Raw genomic sequence first — 25383 nt, 5'->3', positions numbered from 1 at the left:
CTCCCGTTTGTGGTCTCAGATTCTAGAGTTACGCGACACTATCCATCTGAGGGTATAGCGGCTTTGCGGCAAGCAGTTCCGGCTCAAAATCGTCAACGTTGATTGTATCTAGACGATGCTGCTCCGCTTCTCTGAGTAGATCGGCTTCTTCTTGCGTGATAAAGCCTTGCTCTAGCCCTTCCTGAGCAATCATATCCAAACGTAAGAATGGGCGACGCTTACCTTGCGCTTTACATACTTTGTCAAACACAGGTTCAGCTTGAAGAATGACTGACAGCGCAAGCTCAATCTTACCTGCTGCGTTGTGCTCGGTTGGTTCAAGGTATTGACCGCGACCAATGCGTGAGCGCGTTGCACTTGGCGTTTGTAGAATGCGCGCCACTTTACTGTCTAGTTTATCGCTTGGTGCTTTGCGTACGCGACCAAATGGCATGATTAATACGCGTAGCGCACGGCCAATTACTTTGTTCGGGAAGTTTGCTAAGAATTCATCTACTGCCACTTCCGCTTGTTTCAAACTGTCTTGTAGACCCCAGTGTACTAATGGTAAATCTTCGACTGGACGGCCATCTTGCTCAAAACGTTTCAACGTCGCAGAGCTCAAATATAGCTGGCTTAGAATGTCACCAAGACGTGCTGATAGACGCTCTTTACGCTTCAAAGAGCCACCTAGCACTGCCATTGAGATATCCGATAGCAGAGCAAGGTTTGCACTGTAACGGTTCAATTGTTGATAGTAACGCTTGGTTGCATCTTTGGTTGGTGATGAAGAGCCCAGACCGTCGCTCAAACCAAACCAGATACTGCGCACTAGGTTACTCATTGTAAAGCTCACGTGACCAGCAAGCGCTTTATCAAATTTCTCGACAGCATTACTTGCTTCAGAATACGCCGCGTTCATTTCTTCAAGAACGTACGGATGGCAACGGATTGCGCCTTGGCCAAAGATGATCATTGAGCGTGTTAGAATGTTAGCACCCTCAACCGTTACTGCGATTGGCGCACCTTGGTAACCACGAGCTAGGAAGTTAGAAGGTCCCATACAGATACCTTTACCGCCTACGATGTCCATTGCATCGATGATGCTTTGCTGGCCGCGGTGCGTACAGTGATACTTCACGATAGCTGAGATTACTGATGGCTTTTCACCTAAGTCGATACCCGCAACGGTTAAGTTGCTTGCTGCATCCATCACGTAAGCATTACCACCCAAGCGTGCTAATGGTTCTTCAACTCCTTCCATATGGCCGATCGGCTGTTTGAACTGACGGCGAATACGTGAGTAAGCACCGGTTGCCATTGCCGCAGTTTTGATGCCACCTGTTGAGTTTGAAGGTAGCGTGATACCACGTCCAACCGACAGACACTCAACCAGCATACGCCAACCTTGGCCCGCCATTTTTTCGCCACCGATAATGAAATCGATAGGAACAAAGATGTCTTTACCGCGCGTTGGACCATTTTGGAATGGCACATTGAGTGGGAAGTGTCGGTTACCAATCTCAACACCTTTGACATCAGTTGGGATAAGCGCACAAGTGATGCCAAGATCTTCTTTGTCGCCTAGCAAACCTTCAGGATCGCGAAGTTTAAATGCTAAGCCTAGTACCGTTGCGACTGGCGCTAGGGTGATGTAGCGCTTGTTCCAAGTCAGGCGCATACCCAGTACTTCTTTTCCTTCCCATTCGCCTTTACAGACCACACCGTAATCTGGAATAGATCCAGCGTCAGAACCCGCTTCTGGACTTGTTAGGGCGAAACAAGGGATTTCCTTACCTTCAGCTAGACGCGGTAAGTAATGATTTTTCTGATCTTCAGTACCGTAGTGTTGCAGTAGCTCACCTGGGCCCAAAGAGTTAGGAACACCAACGGTAGACGATAGAACGCCAGAAACACCCGTTAATTTTTGTAGTACCAAAGATTGCGCGTATGCTGAGAATTCCAGACCACCGTACTTTTTCTTAATGATCATGGCGAAGAACTTATGATCTTTCAGGTATTGCCAAACTTCTGGCGGTAAGTCCGCGAGTTCATGGGTCACTTGGAAATCACTCACCATGGCGCACACTTCATTCACAGGGCCGTCTAAAAAGGCTTGTTCTTCCGCACTTAACTTAGGTGCTTGAATCGCGTGTAGCTTTTGCCACTCTGGTTTGCCTTTAAATAGTTCGGCTTCCCACCAGACGGTACCTGCGTCTAACGCTTCTTTTTCGGTTTGAGACATAGCTGGCAGCACTTTCTTGAAAAGCACTAACGCTTTGCGGCTAATTAAAGACTGACGTACGCCAGGAACCGCTAGCACAGCTGCGGCGAGAACGTAAATCGCCCAACCAATAACGCCGACAGTACCAGCTACTGTAAGAGCCAGCATGGCTGCGGTGAGTAAGCTAATAGATTTCACGAGAGACATGCGGTGGTAGAGCGTAATGCCTAGCACGATCGCCATCGTGATGATTGAGAGCAAGATGTCCATATGTATTTTCCTTTTCAGACTTTATAAGTTTTGTACGTCTGTATGTTAGGTAAGAGGTCTAACCAGTTGGTTTAAGTGTAATCAAAATATTAAGGAAATGTAAAACATAAGATTGGATAAAAAGTGATCTAAGTAGAGTTAAAATTCTAAAGTTGAGATTTGAGTGATGGTTTCATGAGCAAGTTGACAAGTTTATTACCATCACTAATCTAAATCTGTTGGTTCACTATCGACACTAATTCTCGTTTGTGGGTAAACTCAGAGTAATCAAACCCGAGTTCAGGTTTATGAAATGTCCGATACCAAATTGGTATCAGAACAATTTGCTCAGTGAGTCAAGAGCTGACTGAAGCCGAAATAATAAAGAGAACGTCTTATGTACCATGATCTGATTAGAAGTGAATTAAACGAAGCTGCTGAAGTGCTCAACAAATTTTTAAGCGATGACCATAACATTGCGCAAATCGAAGCAGCGGCGAAAATGATTGCTGACTCATTCAAACAAGATGGTAAAGTATTGTCATGTGGTAACGGTGGTTCTCACTGTGATTCAATGCACTTTGCCGAAGAGCTAACAGGCCGTTACCGAGAAAATCGTCCTGGCTATGCTGGTATTGCTATTTCAGATCCAAGCCACCTTTCTTGTGTGAGTAATGACTTTGGTTATGACTTCGTGTTTTCACGTTATGTAGAAGCGGTTGGTCGAAAAGGTGACGTACTGTTTGGTCTGTCGACTTCAGGTAACTCAGGTAACATCCTGAAAGCGATTGAAGCAGCACAAGCGAAAGGCATGAAGACGATTGCGCTAACAGGTAAAGATGGCGGCAAAATGGCAGGCCTTGCAGATATTGAAATCCGCGTGCCACACTTTGGTTATGCAGACCGCATTCAGGAAATTCATATTAAGATTATTCATATCATCATTCAGTTGATCGAAAAAGAGATGGAATAATCGTTTACGGCCACCGTTTCGAGCTGTGTTGTTAGGGAGTTTTTTAAACCATGTGTGAATTGCTCGGTATGAGCGCTAATGTTCCAACGGATATTTGTTTCAGTTTTACTGGGCTCATGCAGCGTGGAGGCCGAACCGGCCCACACCGTGACGGATGGGGGATCACCTTCTACGAAGGGAAGGGCTTTCGAACCTTCAAAGATCCCAAGCCAAGTTGTGAGTCTAAAATAGCAGAGTTGGTACAAAATTATCCCATCAAAAGTCGTGCGGTCGTTAGTCATATCCGACAGGCGAATCGTGGTGGTGTTAATTTAGAAAATACTCATCCCTTTACACGTGAGCTGTGGGGTAGGTATTGGACGTTTGCGCATAACGGTCAGCTCTCTGGCTATCAAGACTTGCATACAGGTCGACATCGACCTGTCGGTGAAACAGATAGTGAACTGGCATTTTGCTGGTTATTGAAGCAAATGGAAGATCGATATCCTGAGCCACCAAAGGATATGGAGTCGGTATTCTTATATGTTGCTAAATGTTGTGATGAGCTAAGAGAGAAGGGTGTATTTAACATGCTTCTGAGTGATGGTGAGTATGTAATGACGTATTGCACCAATCATTTGTATTGGATCACAAGACGCGCACCGTTTGGAAAAGCCGCGTTGCTTGATGAAGATGTGGAAATTAACTTCCAAGAAGAAACAACGCCACACGACATCGTTTCTGTGATTGCAACTCAACCTTTGACGGGCAACGAAGCTTGGCAGCGTATGAAACCTGGCGAATACGGCTTGTTTCACCTAGGTGAACTAGTCAAAAATAATGCCTCTGAACTGGTAAATGTGCCGTTTGCGGCGGCTAAGCCGGGCAATCAAGCGCCAACCGAACCGTTAGAGTGATGGTCTCTTACTCTGAATATAAAAATAAAGCTCGCTTAATCGCGAGCTTTATTTTTATGCGTTTTAAACCGAGGGCGGATACGGATGAGCATTCTTACTTTCTAGAGTGCTGGTAGTAGAGTCCTAGTCTCGCTAAGGCTTGCTGTAAAGACGTAACTGATAGAAATTTCTCATAAAACACCTCGTCAGTCTGAACGGTGAAGAACGAACCAGATTCAGAATCTACTTTCCGAGTGTTATGTTACTCAAGTGGTTATGGGATTTTTTAGAATGTTGGGTTTTAGGTTTCTAGTCTCACTACGGCTTTCTTGAATCAAGTTTATAAGTATTAAAACAACCAAGAGCAGCCCTCAGGCTGCTCTTTTGTGCTTGGAGTTTATTATTCAGGGCTACTCATCTGAGGCGTACCCATGTACGCCAAGCTCTGCGCCATCTAAATAGGCTTTACCATCCTTCATGATCAACCGCTCGTCTACCAGCCACTTAGCCACCATAGGGTAGATTCGGTGCTCCTGCGCCTGAACACGTGCCGCAAGTACACTAGCATCATCGTCTTCGAACACAGGAACTTTTGCTTGCAGTATGACAGGGCCACCATCAAGCTCTTCCGTTACAAAGTGCACACTCGTACCATGTTCTTTATCGCCAGCATCAATTGCTCTCTGGTGTGTGTGTAGCCCAGGATATTTTGGTAGAAGAGAAGGGTGGATATTGATCATCTTACCCATGTAATGAGAAACAAATGCGCTGCTCAGAATGCGCATGTAACCAGCAAGAATAATCACGTCTGGTTGGTATTCATCTATTTGACTCATTAGCTCTGCATCAAAGCTTTCACGCGAGCTGAATGCTTTAGGGTCGACAAAGTGACCGTCCACATCAAACTTTTTTGCACGTTCTAAACCAAAAGCATCTGCTTTGTTAGAGAACACGGCTGCCACTCGTGCGTTTGGCATGCTGTCTTCGCAAGCTTCCAAGATAGCTTGCAGGTTACTTCCGTTACCCGAGATGAGGACCACAATGTTTTTTAGGGTATGGTTTTTCATGATGTCGAGAGCGCCTTGGTATTGTAGGTTGGAGTTATGTAGCTTCTAAACTACCTACTAATAGAATGGTTTTTAGTGTTCTAGATAGCAAAATGAGGACCTAGTCATCTAGTGTCCTCATTCTTCTTATCTTTTGAGCTCGATTTGCAAATTATTGGATTTCAACTTGCTCTTCGTTCGCGTCTGCTTGTGCGATTTGACCAATCACCCACGCGTTTTCGCCTTCTTCTTTAAGAAGAGCAACTGCTGCGTCTGCCTGGTCTTTCGGTAGTGCGACGATTAGACCTACACCACAGTTGAATGTGCGGTACATTTCGTGTGTGTCGACGTTGCCTTTCTCTTGTAGCCACTTGAAGATAACTGGCCATTCCCAACTGTTACCATCGATAACTGCTTTCGTGCCTTCAGGCAGTACGCGTGGGATGTTTTCCCAGAAACCACCACCAGTGATATGAGAAATCGCATGGATGTCGTGTTTCTCAATCATCTTAAGTGCTGACTTGATGTAAATTTTTGTTGGTTCTAGTAGGTGCTCACCAATAGTGCGGCCTGCTAGCTCTTCGCTCTTATCTGCACCAGATACTTCTAGGATCTTACGGATAAGGGAGTAACCGTTTGAGTGTGGGCCGCTTGAGCCAACAGCGATAAGTGCATCACCAGCAGCGACTTTCGTGCCGTCAATCACGTCTTCTTTTTCTACTACGCCAACACAGAAACCAGCTACGTCGTAGTCTTCGCCTTCATACATGCCCGGCATCTCCGCAGTTTCGCCACCAATTAGGGCACAACCTGCTTGAACACACCCTTCTGCGATACCTGAAATAACATCCGCTGCGGTATCAACGTCTAGTTTGCCTGTTGCGTAGTAATCTAGGAAAAACAGTGGCTCTGCGCCTTGCACGATAAGATCATTTACACACATTGCCACTAGGTCGATGCCAATCGTGTCGTGCTTGTTCATATCCAGTGCTAGGCGAAGTTTTGTGCCAACGCCATCAGTACCAGAAACCAGTACAGGTTGTTTGTATTTAGTTGGCAATTCGCATAGCGCGCCAAAACCACCGATACCACCCATAACTTCAGGGCGACGAGTGCGTTTTACCGCACCCTTAATACGATCCACAAGCGCGTTGCCTGCATCAATATCTACACCAGCGTCTTTATAGCTAAGAGAAGAGTTGTTACCACTCACAGGGAAGTCCTCGGTATTAAGTTGGATATGAAAACGGCGCTATTCTAACAGTGCTTAAACATAGATAGCAAACGTTTGCGTCTGTTTTTTTCTTTAGTGATTTATCCTGATATCCCTGTGAAAATCATGTATAATCTGAAGGTTTGTTTAAATATTGCCAACTATAGCCGGAGATGGACATGAAAGTTGTTGAAGTAAAGCACCCTCTAGTAAAACATAAAATTGGTCTAATGAGAGAAGGTGACATCAGCACAAAACGTTTTCGTGAGTTAGCGACTGAGGTCGGTAGCCTACTTACTTACGAAGCAACGTCAGACTTTGAAACAGAAAAAGTGACCATTGATGGTTGGAACGGTCCGGTAGAAGTAGACCAGATTAAAGGTAAAAAAGTAACCGTAGTGCCAATCCTACGTGCAGGTCTAGGCATGATGGATGGAGTTCTTGAGCACATGCCAAGCGCACGTATCAGTGTTGTGGGTATTTACCGTGATGAAGAAACGCTTGAGCCAGTTCCTTACTTCAACAAGCTTGCTTCAAACATCGAGGAGCGTATTGCGCTTGTTGTTGACCCAATGCTTGCAACAGGTGGTTCTATGATTGCTACGATCGATCTCCTAAAAGAGAAAGGTTGTAACCAAATCAAAGTGCTAGTACTTGTTGCTGCACCAGAAGGTATTGAAGCGCTAGAAAAAGCACACCCAGATGTTGAGCTATACACTGCGGCAATCGATGAGAAGCTTAATGACAAAGGCTACATCGTTCCGGGTCTAGGCGATGCAGGTGATAAGATCTTCGGTACTAAGTAATTCTTTGATGTATTACTATGACTGAACAGAAAAAGGCTTGGTGAAAACCAAGCCTTTTTTGTATCTACAAGAGGAGAAGAGTAAGACACGCCAACTAATAAAGCGGCGCAAACGAACTATTTCGCGCTTTCTTCTTCCATTTGTGCGTTATCCACAAGGTGGTTTTCACCTAAATCGTTTGGTAGCACAAGGTTAAGAATAATTGCCACGATACCGCATAGGCTCACACCTTGTAGACTGAACTCACCAATACCGAAGGCCATACCACCAATGCCAAACACAAGGGTTACGGCAACAATCACTAGATTACGAGACTTATGTAAATCAACGTTATTCTTGATCAGTGTGTTGAGGCCTACCGTTGCGATAGAGCCGAACAGCAGAATCATGATACCGCCCATGACAGGTACTGGAATCGTTTGAAGAACCGCACCTAGCTTACCTACCAATGCAAGTACGATTGCGGTGATTGCTGCCCAAGTCATGATCACAGGGTTAAATGCTTTGGTTAGCATTACCGCTCCTGTTACTTCACTGTAAGTGGTGTTTGGTGGAGCACCCACCATCGAAGCTGCGATAGTTGCCACCCCGTCACCTGCGATTGTGCGATGAAGGCCTGGTTTTTTCAGGTAGTTTTTACCTGTAACGTTTGAGATGGCAAGCATGTCACCTACGTGCTCAACCGCAGGTGCGATAGCGACAGGAATCATGAACAAAATTGCGTTGATATTGAACTCTGGCGCGGTGAAGTTTGGCATGGCTAGCCAAGCCGCTTGTTCTACGGGAGTGAAATCAACCACCCCGTAGAATAGAGAAACAGAGTAACCAGCAAGAATACCACCAACAATAGGAACGAGCTTCAAAAAGCCTTTTGCAAAAACGCTGAGTACAATGGTTGTGAGCAGTGAGACCGCCGAGATAATGATCGCAGCATCACCATTAACTAGCTGTGCAGCTCCATCACCAGTTTTACCTACCGCCATGTTCACTGCTGTTGGGGCAAGGCCAAGGCCGATAACCATGATCACAGGGCCAACGACAACGGGCGGGAGAATTTTATGGATAAATCCAACACCACGCACTTTGATCATCGCCCCTAGAGCCACATAAACTAAGCCAGCTGCCATCAAGCCGCCCATCGTTGCACCGATACCCCAAGTTTGGATACCGAACATAATAGGAGCAATAAACGCAAAAGAAGAGGCAAGGAAGATGGGAACAGAACGTTTAGTCATTAATTGGAAGAGGAGGGTACCGACACCGGCACCAAAGAGGGCTACGTTTGGATCAAGGCCAGTTAGGAGCGGCACAAGCACCAAAGCACCAAAAGCGACAAAGAGCATTTGAGCGCCTTGTAACGCGTTTTTCATAATAATTCCCTATTTTCAAGATACGCAGACAAATCCGGCGAATACTATCATCCTGCAATCGTTTGCAATGTTGCATAGATCAAACTTTCGATTGAATTTTTCCCATAAATAGCACTTTTGAGAGTTGCTTGCTTGCAAATTGTCCTCTTTTACGTGCCTTGCGTGAAGATGAAAAATGGACAGCCTAACTTGTTGAGATAGCTTAATAAGCAATGAGTTTATTATAAAAAATAGCACTGAAGTGCTGGTTGAGGCCCGAGTTAACAAAGCTGGTCATAATACAGACAATTTACTCAGTACTTGCCTTGCTCAAGATTTGATAGTTGCTTATTATTCGGGTTCTTGTTCAGAGGATTATAAAAACTATGCGCTATTTAGCTCTCTTACTGATAGGTTGGTTGTCCCTACCAGTATATGCATTAACTCAGGTGGATATCTATCGTGCCGAAGTGGTTATCGACAGTGAGCAGAACGACGGTGAGTCTTTGGCTCGTCAACAAGGTATGCAGGATGTGATTGTTCGAGCGACCGGTTCTCAATCCTCTTTAAGCAATCCAGTGATTAAAAAGGCACTTAGCTCAAGTGCGCGTTACATTTCTCAACTAAGCTATGGGCAGGTTGATGGAAAAGCGAGCTTAAAAATGTTGTTTAACAACGACCAAATCAGCTCTCTTTTAACACAAGCACAATTGCCATCTTGGTCGCCAAATCGTGCCAATATTTTAGTTTGGATGGTTGAAGAACAGGGTTACGATCGTAACATTGCGTGGGAGCATTCTGAATCTTCAAATGTTGCAGCACTTCGTAGCGCAGCGAAATTAAGAGGCCTACCAATCACTATCCCGGTTGGGGATTTTGATGATGTAACCGGTGTTAATGTCTCTGATCTTTGGGGCGGCTTTATTGAGCCAATTGGTCAAGCCAGCCAGCGCTACCCAGCTGACGCCGTTTTGGTTGTACGGGCTCAAGGTGAACAAATTCGTTGGACACTCTACGACCAGTCGCCAACGAGAATTGTAGAAGCGCAACGTTCTCCGCGTAGCGGGTCTGTATCAGGTGCTAATGCTATTGCAGAAATGGTGGATGGCATCGCAGACTACTATGCAAGTAAGAGTGCAGTTGTGGTTTCAGGAAAGTCTTCAAAAGCGCTAGCAGTGAAAGTCCTTAATGTAACCTCTGCCACGGACTTCTTCCGTTTAGAGAATGCGTTAAAACAACTTAATTCGGTTGCGGGTACAGAGATTAAGCGTGTTCAAGGGGACGAGTTAACGCTCAACATCCACCTTTTGGCATCACAACAAGCTTTTGAGAAAGAAGCTTCTTCTATTTCTCAATTAATGGTTTTTGAAGATCCTTTAGGTGAAGTTGATGCCCCAGCTTCAACTCAAGAAGAAGAGCCATTGGTTCAGAGTAATGAAGCAAAAGACGCCGCGACGCCAAAAGAAGCGCAGCCTGAAGTACCAGTAGATATTGTGGCAGAAGCAAGTGACGAAACACAGCCAACTCAGCCAATGATTGTGGAGCCTGCCCGAGAACAGTATGACTTGATCTACGAGTGGCGCTCGGCATCGTAATCTCCTTGGTAGCGTTCCAGGCGTGAAACGCAAGGATCAAAGACCAATGTGGTAAGCATAAAAAAGAGTCGCAATAGCGACTCTTTTTGTTTTCTAAATTCGTATTCGAACCAATGATCAGTGATTGACTGCAATTGGCGTTATTTATTGAATTTCGCTTTTTCTTCTTTTTCTACTTGAGAGAGGCGTTTCAACTTAAGACCTAGCTCTTTGCCTCTCGCTCTAGCAAACAAAATATTGCCAGCGAAACCGAGTGAAGTCAGTATCAGTTCCACTGCCGCAAGCCAGCGTTCACCCCCATCCACATAAAGGATGGTCAGCGCATGCAAGAAATACAGCATAAGAACAAAGTTAGCCCAAGCATGAGTGTAAGGCTTACCAGCTAAAATACCAGGCAACGGAAGTAGTAGCGGAATACACCAAGCAATAGCAAGTGTTGTGCTGCTGAGGTGGGGATGAGGGGATAACGCAAGCTGCCAAATAGCGACCCAGGCTAATAAGGCTAAGTTGCCAAATAAAGCCAGGTAACGATACGTTTTAGCCTGTGTACCGAGTGGTGTTTGGTCTAAAGAGTCAGACATCGATTAACTATCCTTGATTTTACTAACAGACTTTTAGTTTTAACGCTGCAGTTGCCAGCCTTTTGCCTAATTGTTGTGCCAGGCGAATCTCTTCACTGCTTAGGGTTGCCTCATGGCCTACACTGCTGGCGCCATACGGAGTGCCTCCGGACTGCGTAGTGTGTAACTCTGGCTCGGAATAAGGAATGCCCAAAACCATCATCCCGTGATGCAATAAAGGGGTCATCATGCTTTGTAACGTTGTTTCTTGACCACCATGCATCGAGGACGAAGAGGTAAAGACACAAGCAGGCTTATCGATTAAGTCACCACTGACCCATAAAGATGTAGTCTGATCCCAGAAGTGCTTTAAAGGCGCAGCCATGTTGCCAAACCAGACGGGACTGCCAAACGCTAGACCGTCGCACGTTTTTAGTTCCTCTAGAGTAACAATTGGATCAGAAGGGGAGTGTGAGTGAGGTGACAATTCTTCAACTGTACGCAAAATTGCTTGGCATTGAGGAGTCGATTCGACTCCTCTTGCTATTTGTCTTGCCAGCTGTTTTGTCGAGCCATGACGGCTGAAATACAAAATAAGGATCTGGCAATCCATTTATAAAATATCCAACACTTGCTCTGGTGGGCGACCAATTTTTGCTTTGCCGTTAGCAACGACAACCGGACGCTCAAACAACTTTGGATTCTTCGCCATTGCTTCGAATAATTGCTCATCGCTGACGGAGTCTTCGCCTAAGCCAAGCTCTTTATATTCACTTTCTTTAGTGCGCATCATTTCACGTACAGATGAAAAGCCAAGCTGGGCGTACAGCGCTTTTAGTTCATCCACGTTAAGTGGTGTGTCTAGGTATTTGACGACTTCCGGTGTAACACCATTTTGCTCAAGCAGTTCAAGTGTTTGACGGCTCTTTGAGCAACGAGGGTTGTGATAAATCACGACTGACATGGTTTTCTCCATTTCGTTATTGTAATGCCATGAATCGATCTCTTTGGATCATGAGTTGGTCGATACGGGCATCGTATCGTGCTTGCTCTAAGCTGCCCAACTTGGCCATTTTACTTGCTTCACTATAATATTGAATCGCTTTATTCCAATTTGCTCGCAATGCCAAAATTTCTGCTCGAGCAGCCAACTCTTCATCGCTACGCCCCAGCGCGTGGTAGCTCTTCGATATTAGGTGCCAGCCATTTGTATCTTCAGGATAGTCATGAGTGTATCTTTGAAGAACTCGCGTGGCTTGATCGTTTTTATTGTCCTCAAGTAGCGCATTGGCGTAGTTAATGGTCAATACTTTATTTTGAGGGTTACGAGATAACGCTTTGCGGAGCATCTCGGTTGCTTTTTCTGGCTGCTTCTTCTCGATGTATAAATCCGTCATAGCGTCCAAGTAAAACGGGTTACTTGGGTCTTGTTCCAGTAACTTTTTCAAAATTGGTTCCGCTTGAGATAAGCGTTTATTGTCTAAATGCACGAGAGCTCGACCATAATCAAAAGCAGGTGTAATGTCCGCAGAGGCTTTCTTTTGGGTTCTCTCAAACCAGCTCAGGGCGGCTTGTCCATCAATGCCAGCGTAACGAGCCACAATGCGCGCGCGAGCTAGATGATAGTCTATTGAAGGCACAACACGCATTGGAGGATAGGTTCTTGCTCGCGCACGGCTATCGGTAATTCGATCTTCAGGCAAAGGGTGAGTCAGGAGCATTGGTGGCGGTTTACTCGCATAACGATACTCATCAGCAAGACGGCCAAAAAACCTTGGCATTGCTTGAACATCAAAGCCGGCTTTTGCTAGTGTCGAAATACCAAAGCGATCCGCTTCTTTTTCGTTTGCACGAGTGTAGTTGATTTGACTTTGCATGTTGCCCGCGGTTGCTGCTGTAATTGCAGCCATCCCCGCTTCGGGTGAGGCAATTGAAAGTAGTAGTGCCCCCGCAAGTGCGGCTAATGTGGCCGGAGAGCGACGCGCTTGTTCTTCCATACTCCGAGCAAGGTGACGTTGTGTGACGTGCGCTATCTCGTGAGCGACAACAGAGGCCAGCTCACTTTCTGAACGAGCATGAAGAAACACCCCAGAATGCAGCGCTACATAGCCACCAAAAAACGCGAATGCGTTGATATTACGGTCGCGAATCATAAAGAAGTGGAACGGCGTTTTTACATCATTCGCATTGGCCACTAATTTGTGCCCAAGAGAGTCAATATATTCATTGATGACAGGGTCATTAACGATAGGTTTACTGGCTCTGAGCATACGCATATAGGCGTCGCCATAAATCAACTCTTGGTCTATTGAAAGCGTGCCACCAGCAGCTGTGCCAATGTCTGGCAAGTCAATGCTATTGGCATAAGTTGTCGGCGAACTGATGGCAGCAGCAAGACATAAGCAAACTAGCGAGCGAGTGCGTTTTAACATACGTTTACAAGGTTCTCCAAAATACATAAGCATGTGGTTACAGGTCGAGAGCCTATTAACAGCACCACATACGTTTTGGTTATCCGTGAGGATATAAGCTAACAGTAAGACCGGAAATAAATGAATTGGTTTCGTAAATTATTTTATATCCGAGCTATTTCAGCATGTGGTTAAATCATGTCAGAAGTGCTAGCACCAGCTCAAAAAGCCGTTACAATACAACCCTATCATAAGTGCAGAGCAATACAATGGAATCCATGTTACTTGATTTGCGTGAGCAACGTTGTCCTATGGCACTGTTACTTGCAAAGCGTCATGCTGCTGAGGTCTTTCAAGGAGAAGCAAAGCAGTATCATCAACTTGTCATTCAAGTGGTGGACAACAGCTCTAAACGAGACATTGTGAACTATCTTAGTGCCCAAGGGTACTCAGTTGATTGCCAATCTACATCAGAGCACTACACATTGACTGTCTTCAATAAGGAATCCGCATAAGATGTTTGAAATGGTTAGTCGTTGGTATAAACGACGTTTCTCTGACCCTCACGCAGTAAGTCTCGTCGCGATCTTGCTGTTTGGCTTTATCACCATTTACTTCTTTGGACACTTGATTGCGCCATTACTTGTCGCGATCGTTTTGGCTTATCTACTTGAATGGCCAGTTGTCAAAATGTGTCGTATAGGCGTGCCGCGCACCTTGTCGGTTATTATCGTTATCTTGGTCTTTGTCGGGTTGATGTTAATTGCGTTGTTTGGCTTGGTTCCGACGATTTGGACTCAGGTCGGTAATCTAATTAACGATATTCCGAACATGTACAACGGGCTACAAAAGTTTATTGTCACATTGCCAGAGCGCCATCCTGAACTAGCCAATTTAGAAATAGTAGAAACCGTGGTGACGAACGCCAAAAACCAAGCATTGGGGCTGGGTGAAAGTGTCGTCAAAGGGTCGCTTGCTTCATTAGTTAGCATCGCAACGCTAGCGGTATATTTGATCTTAGTGCCACTCCTTATCTTCTTTTTGCTTAAAGACAAAGAAGAAATGCTGCGAATCGCAAGCGGTATTCTGCCGAAAAACCGTAAATTGGCGAATAAAGTTTGGCATGAAATGAACGAGCAGATATCAAATTACATTCGCGGTAAAGTGTTAGAGATTTTAATCGTGGGCGGTGTGAGCTACGTAACTTTTGCCCTTTTAGATCTTCGTTACTCGGCGTTGCTTGCCGTAGCCGTTGGTCTATCGGTTTTGATTCCTTATATCGGTGCGGCGGCTGTTACTGTACCTGTTGCTATCGTTGGTTTGTTCCAATGGGGTTTAACGCCTCCGTTTTATTGGTTGTTGCTTGCTTACGGTATTATCCAGGCGCTTGATGGTAACGTCTTGGTTCCTGTTCTGTTTTCCGAGGCAGTAAACTTACACCCAGTTGCTATCATTGTGGCTGTATTAGTCTTTGGTGGGCTCTGGGGTTTTTGGGGGGTGTTCTTTGCCATTCCTTTAGCGACATTAGTCAAAGCCGTATGGCATGCATTACCAAGCACGGAAGAAAACGAACCTATCGAACAAGAGTAGTTGTTACCAAAGGTACGATAGTTAAAAGAAAGCCCAGCAGTTTGCTGGGCTTTTTGTTTGTAGAAAAACAATAGCGTTTAAGCGTTTTCGTTTAAGTAGTTTAATACGACTTCGTGGTGATCTTTGGTTTTGAACTTGTTAAACACGTGTTCGATCACGCCTTCTTCATTGATCAGAAAGCTAATGCGGTGAAGACCGTCGTATACTTTGCCCATGAATTTCTTTTCGCCCCAAACGCCGAACTGGTCTGCAACGGCATGGTCTTCATCTGAAAGCAGAGTGAAGTTTAAATCATCGCGCTCGATGAACTTGCCTAGGCGCTTTACAGGGTCGATGCTTACGCCGAGTACTACCACGTTATGTGCATCGAGTTCAGCTTTGATGTCACGAAGGCCTTTTGCTTGTGTAGTACAACCCGGCGTCATCGCCTTAGGGTAAAAGTAGAAAAGTACTTTCTTGCCTTTAAAGTCCTCAAGAGAAACGGTATTTCCGTCTTGGTCGAGCAAAGAGAAGGCTGGCGCTGGCGAGCCTGCTGTCAGCGTATTCATTTTGATTTCCTTTACTTTATAGTGTGTTTTTAATGAAATTCAGAGAACCTTGTACGTTGAGCGACTTACAAAGTTCATCGAAGTCTTCTTGTAACTGCATCAAATTAAAATCCGCGCTTACAGATGCAGTAATCGCAATATGAAACTGGTCAGAATCGAGTTGAATTTTCGACTTGCTGATGGTTTGCGCGCTAAGAGAGTCTAAACCAATCTGCTGATCAGCGAAGAACTTAGTAAATTTTTCAGTTAACCCAGGGCGGTCTTCAGACTCAATAAACACTTCCATGGTGTAGCTGTTATCGAGCAGTTCGTGCGCCGCTGTGCGTTTCATGATCGTAATAAGGTCATGTTCTTGGCCAAGCAGGGGCAATTGCGTTTCAACTCGAGTCACGCTGCTGGCGTTCCCAGTCAGGAGCATGATCAGCGTAAATTCGCTGCCAAAGATAGCGATACGGCTATCGACTATGTTACAACCAGCTTGAGTAACGAGCTGTACGACTTGGTTACAAATGCCTGGACGGTCCGTTCCAACTGCTGTAAGTACCAGATGTTGCTTCATAAATGAGCTTCTTGTCCTTTCTTCAATAGAGAGATGTTAGCACAGATATTGCGAAGAAATATCGAGCCAGTTCTTTTTTAGTCCATAAAAAAGCAGTCGGAGCTTGAGGGGAGTGGTGGGAAATAAACAGTAAATGCAGGCTATAGGATAAACAAAACGTTTGCATGATGTGCTTGCCTATTGTCTGGCCGTTTTATTCACTTAGATCTGACTCGGCTAACAAGACCAAAGAGTATATTTTCCTTGCTTGTGCTCTTCAGTATTTTCCAAATCACTGATAGATTCTAAAGTCACTCGAAAGCCCAACACGATTATCAATATTGCCGTTAATCAAACCAAATAGAGCAATTAAGTTGCTAGACCTCTAACAACTGATAATTATTCATTCATTTGTACTTTGTAAGCGAGTTTACGCTCTTGTGTTTTTCAATCGCATTACAGTACCATGCAGAAAGAGTTAAATGAGGGAGATAAACATGTTTTCAGGAAGTATCGTAGCGCTGATTACGCCATTCAAAGCAGATGGCGAAGTAGACTTTGACGGTCTGCAAAAGCTAGTAGAGTACCACGTTGAAGCGGGTACAGACGGTATTGTGGCAGTAGGCACAACAGGTGAGTCAGCGACACTGACCATTGAAGAGCATGTGAAGGTCGTTAATAAAACTGTTGAGTTTGCCGACGGTCGCATCCCTGTGATTGCTGGCACGGGTGCAAATGCAACCCATGAGGCAGTAACATTTAGCAAATTACTGGCTGATTCTGGTATTGCTGGCTTCCTGAGTGTGACACCGTATTACAACAAACCAACTCAAGAGGGTTTGTTTTTACATTACAAGGCAATTGCCGAAGCGAGTGATGTGCCTCTAATTTTGTACAACGTACCAGGCCGTACTGCTGTTGATATGCAGCCAGAAACAGTGGCACGCTTGTCAAAGCTTGATAATATCGTGGCTCTAAAAGATGCAACGGGCGATTTGGAACGAATTGCAATTCATCGTGAACTTTGTGGCGAAGATTTTATCTTACTAAGTGGCGATGATGCGACAGGGCTGGATTTTGTGAAACTTGGCGGCAATGGTGTTATCTCGGTAACGAACAATATTGCAGCTAAAGACATGGCAGACATGTTCCATTTGGCAAGTGAAGGTAAGTACGAAGAAGCAGAAGCGATTAACCAACGCTTGATGACTCTACACAAAAACCTTTTCATCGAAGCAAGCCCTATCCCAGTAAAATGGGCAGCGCAAAAGCTTGGTTTGATTGAAGAAGGTGGTTTGCGTCTTCCTTTAACTACGCTTTCTGAAAAATCGCAGCCGATCGTCGAGCAGGCGCTAACAGACGCCCATATTTATTAAGATTGAGCTATTAAGATTGAGTTACTAGGATTGAAGTTCATACTGGGGGCCAAAGCGCCCTCGGTGTTTTAGGAGTATAGATGAAGCTTTCAAGCCAGTTAGTGTTAAGTTCATTAGCTGTATTCGTATTGACTGCCTGTTCAGGTGGTGCCAATCAACGTCGTCAAGCAAAAGATGACTTCGAGTATTTGAACTCCCCAAATTTGGGTGAGTGGAATGTCCCACAGGGTGCACAGCCTCAGTTTTACCCTAACTACGAGATCCCTCAGGGTAACTACGCTGGTGGTGTAGGTAAAGATGTCGACATTCGTCCACCTCAACAAGTCCTAGAGCTTATTCCCGGTGCACGTCTAGACCGCAGTAGTGATGGTGAAGTGACACTTTGGCTACTTCGTAAAGATGAACTAGATAAAGTTTGGCAAACGGTGCAAAACATGGTCGCGGCTAACGAGATTCCAGTTGAAAGCCAAACAGACTCTCGCATCGAGACAGGATGGGTGACTTGGGATTCGCCAGATGAAGAGCTAGAAATTGGCAGCCGATATGAAATCGTACGCGCTGAAGCAAATGGTCGACACGGCTTTAAGGTTAGCCTTATTGACTGGCGTGAAGGCAATCAAGTGAAAGAAGTAACGGCGACCAACCGTGAGCGCTACAATGTGTTCATGACGAACTTGGTCACCGCTCGCTACGATCAAGAAGTGCGTGAAGAAGCACAGCGTAAAGCGCAAGAGTTGGTTAAACAGATCCCAATCACAATGGGTAAAGACCGCAGCGGACTTCCAGTGATTATCGCGCGTGCGCAATACAACATGCTTTGGCAGCGTCTGCCTAATATTCTACCTAAGATGGGCTTTAAGATTGAAGAGCGTAGCCAGTCTCAGGGCACAATCACTGCGAAATATGCGTCTCCGGATGATGAATTCTGGAACGATATCGGCGTTAAACCAGTGGAGTTAGCCGCTGGTAAGTACACATTCTTACTTGGTGATTTAGGCAACCGTACGTCTATCAATATCACCGACTCCTCTGGCAAGCCAGTAGAAGAAGAGTTTTTGAAATCACTAGCGCCTGTATTGGCTGCAACAGTGAAGCAGTAAACAAAGCGAGCTTAACGCGGCGTGTTTACTTAATGATAGAAAAGGGACCTAGTGGTCCCTTTTTTGATGTTTAGATTAAATGTGTCGAGATGAAGCTGGTGAGTAACTAACGAGGCTCGTTTTTGTTTTTATCTTCTTCAGCGTAGCGCTGTTTATCCAATGTGTTCAGCTTATCTAAATCGTTCTTACGGCTTTTATCCATCTGACCAAACTTCATTTTTGCGGTATATTTGAGTGCGGCAATATTACCAATGACCACGCTCAGCACTACAATAATAATGACCCAAGGATTGGTTAGTATTTCTATCATAGAGCCTCCGGCGGCGTGATATTGTGAATAAATTTGGCAACGACGTTATCCAAATTATTCAGTATGACGTCAATCCCTGCAATGTTGTCGGTCTGATTTTGTTTAATCAACTGGCTTCTGAGTACATCAAGCGTCAACTGCTCGAGGCATTGCTGCCCGACAGCGCGGTGACTAATGTGCCAAGGCTCAATCGAAACGCCACCTAAATCATGCTGATAAGGAAAGAAGAAACCGAACCGACCAAGGTTGGCTTTTAACCATTGGTAGAACGCCTGCTGGTGGCCTTCAAGATACTCCCAAGGTTCCAACTTGAGTTTGGTGTCAGCAGGCAATAAATTGCGCGCATAGACATCAAAATCACAACCCCAATGATGACGACTTCCTCCGGGCAATGCCGACCAGCGCAAAATGGCCATCAATTTCTCTTCGTCATTTAACTCTGCTTTATTCAAAGGGCGGGAGTTGATGTCGAGAATTGGCAACTCACCAGAAAACTTCCCGTTCCAGATGGCTTTTTGGCGATTAAAGTCACGAAAACCACTGGCGATTTCCATTTTGAAACCTGCTTCGGTTGCGGCATTAATCATCTTCAATAAGTCATTGACTACTTTAGGGTGAAGCATAAATGCCTTTTGCCCCACTAGTGTGGATTGAAGATGGGAATCAGTGATTCCGGTGAGTTGCTCTGATGTCATTGTGTTCTCGCTGATTACTTCGCCAATAGGTGTTTCAACGTGTTTTCGTACATGTCCGTCAACTTTTCAAGATCGTCGACTTTCACACACTCGTTCACTTTATGAATCGTAGCGTTAACAGGGCCTAACTCTACGACTTGACCTCCCATTCGAGCAATAAAACGACCATCAGAAGTACCGCCAGTTGTAAGTAGCTCTGGCTTCGTATCATTGACTTCGGCCACAGCAGCTACAACCGCGTCTAGCAGTGCGCCTGTATCGGTCAGGAATGGGTCTCCGTTGAATGTCCATTTTAGGTCGTAGTCCAGCTCATGCTTGTCCAATGTTTCGGTAACACGCTGAACAATTGCGTCATTGTTAAGCTCAGTACTAAAACGTAGGTTGAACTGAACATGGAACTCGCCAGGAATAACGTTAGACGCACCAGTGCCAGCCGATACATTCGGGATCTGGAAACTAGTCGGTGGGAAGTAATCATTCCCTTTATCCCATTCTGTCGTCGCGAGTTCATGAATCGCGAGTAGAGACTCGTGCACTGGATTGCTGGCTAGGTGAGGGTAGGCCACGTGACCTTGTGTTCCTTTTACCGTTAAATCACCAGTGATGGATCCACGGCGTCCATTTTTCACTACATCGCCAACCACGTCGGTGCTGGATGGTTCACCAACAATACACATATCGATGTTCTCACCACGTTCCATCAACGTTTCTACAACGCGAACGGTACCATTGATAAATGGCCCTTCTTCATCTGACGTAATCAAAAAGCCAATTGAGCCTTTGTGGTCTGGGTTTTCTTCAATGAAGCGTTCGACAGCAACGACCATAGCAGCTAGCGACCCTTTCATGTCAGCTGCGCCGCGGCCATGCAAGTAACCATCAATAATGGTCGGTTCAAACGGATGTGTATTCCAGTGTTCCAATTTGCCAGCTGGTACCACATCGGTGTGGCCAGCAAACGCAAATAGCGGCGCTTCTGAACCACGTCGAGCCCAGAAGTTCGTGGTGTCTTCAAATACCATCACTTCAATTTCAAACCCGAGTGCTTTTAAGCGCTCGATCATCAAATCCTGACAACCTGCGTCTTCCGGCGTTTCGGACTGTCTACTGATCAGATCTTTAGCAAGTGCCAATACTGGACTGTCTGTCATCCTTGAGTATTCCTTTATTTAAGAGTTGAAAATGCTAGCGTATTGATCAGCTTTAAAACCGATATGAAGTTGATCATTCACTTTTAAAATTGGGCGTTTAATCATCGCAGGGTTTTCTACCAAAAGAGCGATGGCGTTTTCCTCGTTAAGTGTGTCTTTCTGCTCTTGCGCTAATTGGCGGTAGGTTGTGCCACGTTTATTGAGCACCTGTTCCCAACCTAAAGCGCGACAAAATTCACTTACCATTTCTGCATCAATGCCTTGCTTACGGTAGTCATGGAAGTCGTAAGCTATATCCTCGGCTTCTAACCATTTCTTGGCTTTTTTGATCGTATCGCAGTTGGGAATACCAAACATGGTAATCGACATAGTGTTTCCTTTTTCTTTGTTCTATTTTTCACTGGCGCGGTTAAGACGCACTTAAGTGAATTGGGCTGTTAAAGCATCCTATCAAGAAGCAATCAAACTGACAAAATGCGGTGGAAAATATTTTCAGATAGATTGAGATAACTAATGTCACATAACTTATTTACGATGAATGCGCTATAAATCGAATAAAAATTCGTCTAAATCAAATGGAAAAGTCGAGTTATTGATCAAACGCAACACCTCGCTGAGCAAAAACGAAATAATGAATCAGCACAATTTTAGGAGGTGTCAATGGAATTGAGTCCTGTTTTTGCAAGGCGGCTATATTTGGCCTTGTTGGTGGAAAACCTAGAAAGGCCGAATGTGCCAAAGTTGATCGAAAAAACGGGGTGGCCTCGTCGTACTATTCAAGATGTACTCAAGGCGTTACCTGGGATCGGCATTGAACTCATATTCGTTCAAGATGGCCGACGTCATAATGACGGCTATTATCAACTTTCAGATTGGGGGCCTTTTGATAGCCAATGGGTTCTAGAGCGGGAGAGAGATATCGCTAGCAGTCTTGGATTTCGTGCATAAGCCAGCAATTGCTGGCTTTTTTCATATTCAGGCCTCATCCATTGCAGCGGTAGGCGGAACCCAGCACGCTAAATGAAGTGATAAAATCTTGTGGGGAAACCATAAAAACGGTGTCCGCATCGATAGCCGCTGCATTGTTTTTTAAATCGTTCATCGCGCCTTGCATCATCGCGTCATTAGTCATGAAAATGTAGTTATACCAATGGCCTTCACTTCCGGTGACTTCGCCTTTGTATTCGCATCGCTCAGGGTCGAATTGCGCGTCAATGCGAATATGAACATCTTGACTTTGAGCATGAGTAAGGTGAGAAGGCATCGTGCAACCCGTTAGAAGCACGACAAAAAGTCCAAGTAACAGGCGTTTCATTAGTTATTTCCCCAATACTATGTAAGCAGCAAAGCCAATCCAGCTCAGGACAAGTAGTGTCCAAGGCAGTTTGCTTGATGAATGGTTTGGCGCATCGTCGGTGATATTGTCTTGTTCGATAATCTCTTCATGCTGACGTTGTTTTTCACGTTGCTGTTTTTTCTTCGCTTTATCGGCTTGGCGGTTGCGCTCTTTTTGTTGTTTCTTATATTGCGCGATGCCTTTTTCGATACCTTGAGCGATGAGCTTGGTTTGCTCTTTGGTTTGGCCGGGCTTTTGCGTGGATTTAGCAATTCTCATCGCTTCGGCTTGTGTTTCTTGAGAAGGCACAGGGGTGGCTGGAGTTCTTTTTTTCATGTTTCTCATCAACGTCGCTGTAAATCTTTGTTTAGTTTACCTGTGTAAGGTGCTGAAATGAACTTCAGTTCTCATCTTTGTTGGCTTGCAACTCTGAAACGATAGGTTAAAGTGGCGTTTTATCACATAAAGAAGAAGATGTTGTGCGCTATTCGTTTGACCAATATGACGCTCATGGATTTTTAAAGGCGCCGATCATTTTATGGGTGGGATGGATGTTTCTTGTGCGTTCATGGGTGGTGTTTGCCATGGCTGGTGTAAGTCGTGATAGTGGCAGCAAGCTACTCGCTATTGTTTACCCAGATTCAAGTACGTTGTATTTAGGTTTGGCGATGGGCATTCCAAGTTTGCTTCTTATGTGGTTAATGGGGCTTCGTCATCCCGACAGAGGATGGGTAAACAGAATTACTCGCTATGGTCGCGAGATCACTTTGATCTTGTGCGGTATTCAACTTGCTCAGACCATGTATCATGTGTACCTAGAACATGGAGTGTTTAATTGGGCAAACGCCCTTACCATTACCTTATTAGCTTGGTTTATGATCTATCTTCTAAATGGAAGATGGGTAAAAGACTGTTTTCATGTGCCACAATTGGCGCACGATGAACAGCAGCATTCAAAGAATTAAAAACAATAACTTCCCACTCTGGGGCAAAGTAATAGAGGAAACCTCAATGTCACAAGCTCAAACGGCGATCGTGCCAGAAGCCGGGCCATTTGCACTGTACACTCAACTCAAAGTGAACCAAAACCGTGAAAACGTATTAGAAAAACTGAAAGCACTGCCAAAGTTGGTGGAAGAGTTAAACATTACCCAGCCGGGTGCAGCGCTGACGCTTTCTATCGCATTCACAAAATCGTTTTGGGAACACCTTAATGTAGACGCGCCAGAAGAGCTTATTGATTTTACTCAACTTGGCGAAGGGGACATCGTAGCGCCTGCATCGGATGTCGATGTACTGATTCACTGTCACTCGACTCGTCACGACTTGCATTTTTACGTGTTGCGTAAGTTCCTAGAAGAGACGGCACAAGATGTCACCATTGTGGACGAAACATATGGGTACCGTTACCTTGATGCTCGTGATATGACAGACTTCATTGATGGCACAGAAAACCCGAAAGGGGAGGCTCGCGCTGATGTGGCTCTAGTAAAAGAGGGCCCATTTGCTGGAGGCAGTTATGTTATGGCTCAGCGCTTTGAACATAACCTTGCCGCTTGGAATCGATTGAATGTCAAAGCGCAAGAAAAAGTGATTGGTCGTACCAAGCCAGACTCTATCGAGCTAGAAGACGTTCCTGCTGCATCACACGTTGGTCGAGTTGATATCAAAGAAGAAGGTAAAGGTTTGAAGATTGTTCGCCACAGCTTACCATACGGGACGGTGACAGGGCCTCATGGCCTGCTGTTTATTTCTTACTGCAATACACTTCATAACATTAAAGTGATGCTAGAAAGTATGTACGGCGTGACAGATGGTAAAACAGACCAAATGCTTCGTTTCACAACAGCGGTAACTGGTGCGTACTTCTTCGCGCCTTCGCAAGAAATGCTCGCAGAGCTAGCCATCAAGTAAGTTGTCAGACTTTATTTCTTAAGCCCTCCAATGGAGGGCTTTTGTTTTCTATTTCTATTCCAATCTCTTTTCAAAAAACACTAAACTTTTCTGTTACTTGGTCGATAAGTACTCAAAGCCTTAATTTTAGGACTCTTTATTCGTGGCGATCACCGTTAATACCAATGTTGCAGCACTTGTCGCACAGCGTCACTTGACCAGTGCAACTGACATGCTGAACCAATCCATGGAGCGTTTGTCTTCAGGGAAGCGTATTAACAGCGCAAAGGATGACGCTGCGGGTCTGCAAATCTCCAAGCGCTTGCAATCGCAAATGCGTGGTTTAGATGTTGCGGTTCGCAACGCGAATGACGGCATTTCCATCATGCAAACTGCGGAAGGCGCGATGAATGAGGTGACCAATATCATGCAACGTATGCGTGATTTGTCGCTACAGTCAGCCAATGGTTCAAACAGCAAAGCGGAGCGCACTGCACTGCAAGAAGAAGTGTCTGCTTTAAATGATGAGTTAAGTCGTATTGCAGAAACCACATCTTTTGGTGGACGTAAATTGCTGAATGGCACATTCGGTACATCGTCTTTTCAAATCGGAGCAACGGCTGGTGAAGCGGTACAAATTGGCCTGCGGACCATGCAGCCGGAATCTTTAGGTAGCTTTTCAATGAGCTCATATCAAAGAGTCAGTTCAGATTGGACGGTTCAAAACGGAAATAATGAAATTGTTATCAGCTACCGTGATAACAATTTTGAAGAGCAGGAGATCCGTATTGAAGCTAAAGCTGGCGACGATATAGAAGAACTCGCGACTTACATTAATGGGCAAACCGATAAAGTGAAAGCGTCTGTTAATGAGGAGGGGCAACTGCAGTTACTCATGTCCCACAAGGACGCCATAAAATACCCTGGACCAACCTTCAGTGGTGGCCTGGCTGATGAGTTAGAACTTGGCAAGTATGTCACCGTAAATAGAACGGTAGATAGTATTGATATTAGCACGGTCGGTGGCGCTCAGATGGCGGTCGGAATTTTAGATGATGCTTTGAAAACGGTAGATGGCAGTCGTGCGGAGTTAGGCGCGTATCAAAACCGCTTTAATCACGCGATCAATAATCTCGATAACATCCACGAAAACTTAGCCGCTTCCAACAGTCGTATCCAAGACACTGACTACGCGAAAGAAACCACGCAAATGGTGAAGCAGCAGATTTTGCAGCAGGTCAGTACTTCTATTCTTGCACAAGCAAAACAAGCGCCCAACCTAGCATTAACTTTACTTGGCTGATGAACGGCCTTGCCCGAATTTAACGTAAAACCTGTCTGTATCGACAATTCGAAAAGAAGCTTTAGCGAAAAATGAAAGTTTTTTGCTTTTTTATCCGCTTTGTCACGATTACCCCTCCAAACGAATTATTTTCAAAAAAATCCAAAATTTTCTCTAAAGAAAACAGGGCATGCGCCGTTAATAAAAGTAACTTTGAGAGAACTACTTGGTTTTCCGAGACGTCGGAAACCGCTACACCGGAAAATCAATTGGAGAAATCACCA

Annotated in this window: 28 protein-coding genes and 1 pseudogene; 13 read left to right on the top strand and 16 right to left on the bottom strand. The window is 45.1% G+C overall.

Translation table 11 applies throughout. From position 1 onward, the window contains the following. Positions 1-28 precede the first annotated feature (28 nt). On the bottom strand, positions 29-2473 hold the full coding sequence (gene fadE / locus R7Z41_RS10390; RefSeq protein ID WP_005385392.1) for an acyl-CoA dehydrogenase FadE: 2445 nt from the start codon (positions 2471-2473) through the stop codon (positions 29-31). 376 nt (positions 2474-2849) lie between these two features. On the opposite strand from fadE, the gene lpcA reads away from it, so the two are divergent. Together lpcA and R7Z41_RS10380 are read left to right on the top strand one after the other, a co-directional pair. Continuing rightward, positions 2850-3425 carry a D-sedoheptulose 7-phosphate isomerase gene (gene lpcA, locus R7Z41_RS10385; protein WP_005380392.1) on the top strand — a complete coding sequence of 192 codons (576 nt, stop codon included), beginning with the start codon at positions 2850-2852 and terminating at the stop codon, positions 3423-3425. A gap of 50 nt (positions 3426-3475) precedes the next feature. After that, positions 3476-4321: a class II glutamine amidotransferase gene (locus R7Z41_RS10380; RefSeq protein ID WP_005380394.1), complete on the top strand. Its 846-nt coding sequence runs from the start codon at positions 3476-3478 to the stop codon at positions 4319-4321. 389 nt (positions 4322-4710) lie between these two features. Here R7Z41_RS10380 and purN read toward each other — a convergent pair whose 3' ends face one another. Beyond that, positions 4711-5367 carry a phosphoribosylglycinamide formyltransferase gene (gene purN, locus R7Z41_RS10375; RefSeq protein ID WP_005394347.1) on the bottom strand — a complete coding sequence of 219 codons (657 nt, stop codon included), beginning with the start codon at positions 5365-5367 and terminating at the stop codon, positions 4711-4713. A 151-nt stretch (positions 5368-5518) separates the two neighbouring features. Further along, positions 5519-6559 (bottom strand): phosphoribosylformylglycinamidine cyclo-ligase, encoded by a 1041-nt coding sequence (purM, locus tag R7Z41_RS10370; RefSeq protein WP_005394345.1) that lies wholly within the window; start codon positions 6557-6559, stop codon positions 5519-5521. 179 nt (positions 6560-6738) lie between these two features. On the opposite strand from purM, the gene upp reads away from it, so the two are divergent. After that, the gene (gene upp, locus R7Z41_RS10365) at positions 6739-7365 is read left to right on the top strand and encodes a uracil phosphoribosyltransferase (protein WP_005380401.1); all 627 of its coding nucleotides are present in this window, start codon (positions 6739-6741) and stop codon (positions 7363-7365) included. A 116-nt stretch (positions 7366-7481) separates the two neighbouring features. Here upp and R7Z41_RS10360 read toward each other — a convergent pair whose 3' ends face one another. Next, entirely contained in the window at positions 7482-8735 is a 1254-nt protein-coding gene (locus tag R7Z41_RS10360; RefSeq protein WP_005394341.1) for a uracil-xanthine permease family protein, read from the bottom strand. 365 nt (positions 8736-9100) lie between these two features. Between R7Z41_RS10360 and R7Z41_RS10355 the strand changes: the two genes are divergently transcribed. Beyond that, on the top strand, positions 9101-10309 hold the full coding sequence (locus tag R7Z41_RS10355) for a DUF2066 domain-containing protein (protein ID WP_005380405.1): 1209 nt from the start codon (positions 9101-9103) through the stop codon (positions 10307-10309). A gap of 140 nt (positions 10310-10449) precedes the next feature. Here the strand turns inward: R7Z41_RS10355 and R7Z41_RS10350 are convergent, their stop codons facing one another. Genes R7Z41_RS10350 through R7Z41_RS10335 form a run of 4 tightly spaced genes read right to left on the bottom strand, consistent with a single transcriptional unit; the run spans position 10450 to position 13301 of the window. Continuing rightward, positions 10450-10890, bottom strand: coding sequence for a DUF2069 domain-containing protein (locus R7Z41_RS10350; protein WP_005380407.1), 441 nt, complete (start codon positions 10888-10890; stop codon positions 10450-10452). A 22-nt stretch (positions 10891-10912) separates the two neighbouring features. Then, entirely contained in the window at positions 10913-11482 is a 570-nt protein-coding gene (wrbA, locus tag R7Z41_RS10345; protein ID WP_005380409.1) for an NAD(P)H:quinone oxidoreductase, read from the bottom strand. Continuing rightward, entirely contained in the window at positions 11483-11833 is a 351-nt protein-coding gene (arsC, locus tag R7Z41_RS10340; RefSeq protein WP_005380410.1) for an arsenate reductase (glutaredoxin), read from the bottom strand. A 16-nt stretch (positions 11834-11849) separates the two neighbouring features. Next, entirely contained in the window at positions 11850-13301 is a 1452-nt protein-coding gene (locus R7Z41_RS10335) for a tetratricopeptide repeat protein (RefSeq protein WP_225477685.1), read from the bottom strand. 257 nt (positions 13302-13558) lie between these two features. Between R7Z41_RS10335 and R7Z41_RS10330 the strand changes: the two genes are divergently transcribed. Together R7Z41_RS10330 and R7Z41_RS10325 are read left to right on the top strand one after the other, a co-directional pair. Continuing rightward, positions 13559-13795, top strand: a complete 237-nt coding sequence (locus R7Z41_RS10330) for a sulfurtransferase TusA family protein (RefSeq protein ID WP_005380414.1) — start codon at positions 13559-13561, stop codon at positions 13793-13795. A gap of 1 nt (position 13796) precedes the next feature. After that, the gene (locus R7Z41_RS10325; RefSeq protein WP_005394335.1) at positions 13797-14870 is read left to right on the top strand and encodes an AI-2E family transporter; all 1074 of its coding nucleotides are present in this window, start codon (positions 13797-13799) and stop codon (positions 14868-14870) included. A gap of 77 nt (positions 14871-14947) precedes the next feature. On the opposite strand, the gene bcp is transcribed toward R7Z41_RS10325, so the two are convergent. Then, the gene (gene bcp / locus R7Z41_RS10320) at positions 14948-15418 is read right to left on the bottom strand and encodes a thioredoxin-dependent thiol peroxidase (protein WP_005380418.1); all 471 of its coding nucleotides are present in this window, start codon (positions 15416-15418) and stop codon (positions 14948-14950) included. A gap of 16 nt (positions 15419-15434) precedes the next feature. Continuing rightward, positions 15435-15977, bottom strand: a complete 543-nt coding sequence (locus R7Z41_RS10315) for a glycine cleavage system protein R (protein ID WP_005380420.1) — start codon at positions 15975-15977, stop codon at positions 15435-15437. A gap of 476 nt (positions 15978-16453) precedes the next feature. Between R7Z41_RS10315 and dapA the strand changes: the two genes are divergently transcribed. Both dapA and bamC read left to right on the top strand, forming a co-directional pair. Next, entirely contained in the window at positions 16454-17332 is an 879-nt protein-coding gene (gene dapA, locus R7Z41_RS10310; RefSeq protein WP_005380422.1) for a 4-hydroxy-tetrahydrodipicolinate synthase, read from the top strand. Between the two features lie 80 nt (positions 17333-17412). Continuing rightward, positions 17413-18432 carry an outer membrane protein assembly factor BamC gene (bamC, locus tag R7Z41_RS10305; RefSeq protein ID WP_005380424.1) on the top strand — a complete coding sequence of 340 codons (1020 nt, stop codon included), beginning with the start codon at positions 17413-17415 and terminating at the stop codon, positions 18430-18432. Positions 18433-18538: 106 nt separating this feature from the next. On the opposite strand, the gene R7Z41_RS10300 is transcribed toward bamC, so the two are convergent. The 4 genes from R7Z41_RS10300 to R7Z41_RS10285 are packed head-to-tail and all read right to left on the bottom strand — an operon-like array spanning position 18539 to position 20957. Beyond that, the gene (locus R7Z41_RS10300) at positions 18539-18742 is read right to left on the bottom strand and encodes a DUF2897 family protein (protein ID WP_005380425.1); all 204 of its coding nucleotides are present in this window, start codon (positions 18740-18742) and stop codon (positions 18539-18541) included. Beyond that, positions 18739-19437 carry a M15 family metallopeptidase gene (locus R7Z41_RS10295; protein WP_031780393.1) on the bottom strand — a complete coding sequence of 233 codons (699 nt, stop codon included), beginning with the start codon at positions 19435-19437 and terminating at the stop codon, positions 18739-18741. The genes R7Z41_RS10300 and R7Z41_RS10295 overlap by 4 nt, the downstream gene beginning before the upstream one ends. 14 nt (positions 19438-19451) lie before the next feature. Further along, on the bottom strand, positions 19452-20588 hold the full coding sequence (gene dapE / locus R7Z41_RS10290) for a succinyl-diaminopimelate desuccinylase (protein ID WP_005394330.1): 1137 nt from the start codon (positions 20586-20588) through the stop codon (positions 19452-19454). 18 nt (positions 20589-20606) lie between these two features. Next, positions 20607-20957, bottom strand: a complete 351-nt coding sequence (locus R7Z41_RS10285; protein ID WP_005380431.1) for an ArsC family reductase — start codon at positions 20955-20957, stop codon at positions 20607-20609. Between the two features lie 291 nt (positions 20958-21248). Between R7Z41_RS10285 and R7Z41_RS10280 the strand changes: the two genes are divergently transcribed. Further along, positions 21249-21536, top strand: a complete 288-nt coding sequence (locus tag R7Z41_RS10280; RefSeq protein WP_005380433.1) for a helix-turn-helix domain-containing protein — start codon at positions 21249-21251, stop codon at positions 21534-21536. Between the two features lie 34 nt (positions 21537-21570). Here R7Z41_RS10280 and R7Z41_RS10275 read toward each other — a convergent pair whose 3' ends face one another. Beyond that, a complete protein-coding gene (locus tag R7Z41_RS10275) occupies positions 21571-21903 on the bottom strand; it encodes a DUF4156 domain-containing protein (RefSeq protein ID WP_005380435.1) in 333 nt (110 codons plus the stop codon). A 3-nt stretch (positions 21904-21906) separates the two neighbouring features. Further along, on the bottom strand, positions 21907-22260 hold the full coding sequence (locus R7Z41_RS10270; RefSeq protein ID WP_005380437.1) for a DUF2956 domain-containing protein: 354 nt from the start codon (positions 22258-22260) through the stop codon (positions 21907-21909). Positions 22261-22403: 143 nt separating this feature from the next. Between R7Z41_RS10270 and R7Z41_RS10265 the strand changes: the two genes are divergently transcribed. From R7Z41_RS10265 to R7Z41_RS10250, 4 genes and pseudogenes are all read left to right on the top strand, one after another. Beyond that, positions 22404-22889 carry a DUF2919 domain-containing protein gene (locus R7Z41_RS10265; RefSeq protein WP_025768263.1) on the top strand — a complete coding sequence of 162 codons (486 nt, stop codon included), beginning with the start codon at positions 22404-22406 and terminating at the stop codon, positions 22887-22889. 46 nt (positions 22890-22935) lie between these two features. After that, entirely contained in the window at positions 22936-23838 is a 903-nt protein-coding gene (locus R7Z41_RS10260; RefSeq protein WP_005394322.1) for a Dyp-type peroxidase, read from the top strand. 142 nt (positions 23839-23980) lie between these two features. Continuing rightward, on the top strand, positions 23981-25120 hold the full coding sequence (locus R7Z41_RS10255) for a flagellin (protein ID WP_005394321.1): 1140 nt from the start codon (positions 23981-23983) through the stop codon (positions 25118-25120). A 71-nt stretch (positions 25121-25191) separates the two neighbouring features. Next, positions 25192-25383 (top strand): annotated as a pseudogene (locus R7Z41_RS10250) (hypothetical protein); the annotation flags it as partial.

It is taken from the genome of Vibrio sp. 1457 (assembly GCF_033340195.1).
GTDB lineage: Bacteria > Pseudomonadota > Gammaproteobacteria > Enterobacterales > Vibrionaceae > Vibrio > Vibrio alginolyticus.
Note: the sequence above shows the minus strand (reverse complement) of the source record. Positions and strands in the feature narration are given on the sequence as shown.